Here is a 2,648-nt window from a genome sequence, read left to right as displayed (position 1 = left end):
TATGAGGTTTCGCTCAATTTGCCGGCTTCAAAACGCAATATTTTCAAGCTCCGCGAAAGTTGATTGAACCGGGCGCATTACAGTCCGTTTCTCCGCCGATAACATTCCTTCGGGAGGAATCGAAGCGGTGCGCCGGGGGTCGCATTGCTCGGCATGAACAACCAGCTTTGAGGCCTTTTTGTCGATGACCACCCAGATTTCCCCGGACCGCGATTCGCGTGTCTCGGACCGCGATGCGCGTGTCCCCGATCGCACTGAGCGCGACACGCGCATAGACGTGCTCCGTGCTCTCGCTTTGCTGACCATCTATGTCGACCATGTGCCAGGTACCGCCTTCGAGTATCTGACCTACAAGAATTTCGGCTTTTCCGATGCGGCGGAAGTCTTCGTGCTGATCTCCGGCATCTCGGTCGCACTTGCCTATGGCAGGAAATTCCAACCTGGAAACCGGCTGCTGGCAACCCTGAAGATGTTGCGCCGCGCCGGTGTGCTTTATGCCACCCACATCGTCACCACCATGGTGGTGATGGCCATGTTCTGCGCTGCGGCGGTGTTTGCCAGGCGGCCGGAGCTTTTGACGATGATCAACATCGAGCCGTTGATCAAGAATACGCCGCAGGTGCTGATCGGCATCGTGACGCTCGGCCACCAACTCGGCTACAACAACATACTGCCCGTCTATGCGGTGCTGCTCTTGCTGACGCCGGTGTTCCTGCTCATTGTCAGCTATCGGCCGGTCTTGGCACTGGTCGCCTCCGGCGCCCTGTGGCTGGTCGCGGGGGTTTATCAAATTGCTCCGCCCAACTATCCCGAGCCCGGCTTCTGGTTTCTCAACCCGCTGTCGTGGCAGTTCCTTTTCAACATCGGCCTGGCAGGTGCATTGCATGTGCGTCGCGGCGGTACCATCCCGGTCAATCGCTGGCTGGTTGGCGCGGCCTTGGCCTACACCGCTGTGGCACTGGTCTGGGTGCACAGCCCGCTTTGGGGGCATATCTCCTGGTTTGGCCTGCCTCCGGTGCTGACCGGCTTCGACAAGACGTTCCTGTCGCTGCCGAGGCTGCTGCATATATTGGCGGTGAGCTACCTGATCGTGGCATTCCCGGCGGTCTCGAACCTGTTTCGCACCGGACGCGATCATCCGCTTGCCATATTGGGCAAACGATCGCTGCCGATTTTCATTGCCGGCACGGTGCTTGCAATGGCGGCGCAAGTGCTGAAGCTGATCAATCCGGGCGGATTTGCCTATGACAGCCTGTTGATATCGGCCGGCATCGTCATGCAGTTCGCGCTCGCCTACTATCTCGAATGGCTATCGGGCCTTGGCTGGTCCGGCAAAAGCAGGCCGGCTCACAACGCCGCACCGCCCGTCCATGCTGCATCCTTCGCGATGCCGGCCATGGCGACAAGAATGGGCCGTTGAGCTCAGGCGGGCGAGGGGCCGGATGAGGCTCGCACCACGAGTTGGACCGGCAGCGATTGCCGGCTGAACGAACCGTCATTTTCAAGGATCGCCTTGACGGCAAGGCGGCCCATCTCGGCGATCGGCTGGACGATCGTGGTCAGCGGCGGCTTGGAAACCGCCCCCTCCGGAACACCGTCGAAGCCGACGACCGAAACATCGCCCGGCACCGCAATGTCGTGCTGCCGCAGCCAGTCCAGCGCATGGAGCGCCATCCTGTCGGACATCGCCAGAATGGCTGTCGGCGTCTCGGCACCGGCGAAAATATGGTCGAGGCCGGCCCAAACGCTCTTCTCGTCATTGACGGTTTCGTAGATCGGCACGCGCGAGACGTCGACGCCGACCCGGGAGAGTTCGGCGAAATAGCCACGCAAGCGGTCGCGCGTAGCCGAGTAGAGGGCCATTTCCACCTGCTCCCTTGTGGTAGGGCCGAAGCCTGCGTCGGCACAGGGCAGGGTAAGCACGGCAAAGCGGCGATGTCCGAGTTCGGTCAGGTGGCGGGCGGCCAGGCCAGCCCCGGCGATGTTGTCGACGCCGATTGCTGCAACGGCGTCGTCGTCGTCCGAATCGAGATCGAGCGCGACAAAAGGGAGTTTGCGTTCACGCGCCAGTTCGACCAGCCTTGAACCGCCATCGACGCAAAAGACGATGAAACCGTCGACCAGCGCACTTTGGATGTTCCAGGCAAGCTGTTCGTTGTTGGCTGCGGAGACCAGCGAAATCCCCGCACCGGTCGCGTCGCAGGCCTGCGAGATGCTGGCCATCATCACCCGGGCAAAGGGGTCGTCGAAGAAATAGGAGAGGGGTTCCGCGGTCGCGACACCGATGGCATTGACCTTGCCGGCGCGCAGCAGCCGGCCCTTGGGATCCGGTCCGCCATATCCCATGGCCTCGGCTGCCGCCTTGACCCGCTCGCGGACCTCCTCGCGCACGATCTCCGGCCGGGCGAACACGTTGGACGCGGTGCCGTGCGACACGCCGGCCGCCTTGGCAATGTCCGCCAGACGGACCGGTCTTGTCTTTGCAGAGGTCAATGGCGCCATCTTCGTCTCCTGAATTCCTCCCTCCTAACACTTTCGTTGGATCGGTTCAAATTTTGACTTGATCACAGTCTCGGCAAGGCGTATGTTTGAATCGATCCAAGCGAACGGTGGTTCTCTAAATTGGATCGATTCAACATATTTAGGGG

General features: G+C 61.1%; 3 protein-coding genes. 1 reads left to right on the top strand and 2 read right to left on the bottom strand.

The window, feature by feature from the left end; all coding sequences use genetic code 11:
- Positions 1-27: 27 nt before the first annotated feature.
- Positions 28-192, bottom strand: coding sequence for a hypothetical protein (locus EN984_RS37915; protein ID WP_164749024.1), 165 nt, complete (start codon positions 190-192; stop codon positions 28-30).
- Between EN984_RS37915 and EN984_RS30270 the strand changes: the two genes are divergently transcribed.
- Positions 185-1,420, top strand: coding sequence for an OpgC family protein (locus EN984_RS30270; protein WP_127273590.1), 1,236 nt, complete (start codon positions 185-187; stop codon positions 1,418-1,420). The genes EN984_RS37915 and EN984_RS30270 overlap by 8 nt on opposite strands.
- Positions 1,421-1,422: 2 nt before the next feature.
- On the opposite strand, the gene EN984_RS30265 is transcribed toward EN984_RS30270, so the two are convergent.
- Complete coding sequence (locus EN984_RS30265) at positions 1,423-2,502, bottom strand: substrate-binding domain-containing protein (RefSeq protein ID WP_127270806.1); 1,080 nt, start codon at positions 2,500-2,502, stop codon at positions 1,423-1,425.
- Positions 2,503-2,648 lie beyond the last annotated feature (146 nt).

The sequence above is a fragment of the Mesorhizobium sp. M7A.F.Ca.CA.004.12.1.1 genome (assembly GCF_003997835.1).
Lineage (GTDB): Bacteria > Pseudomonadota > Alphaproteobacteria > Rhizobiales > Rhizobiaceae > Mesorhizobium.
Note: the sequence above shows the minus strand (reverse complement) of the source record. Positions and strands in the feature narration are given on the sequence as shown.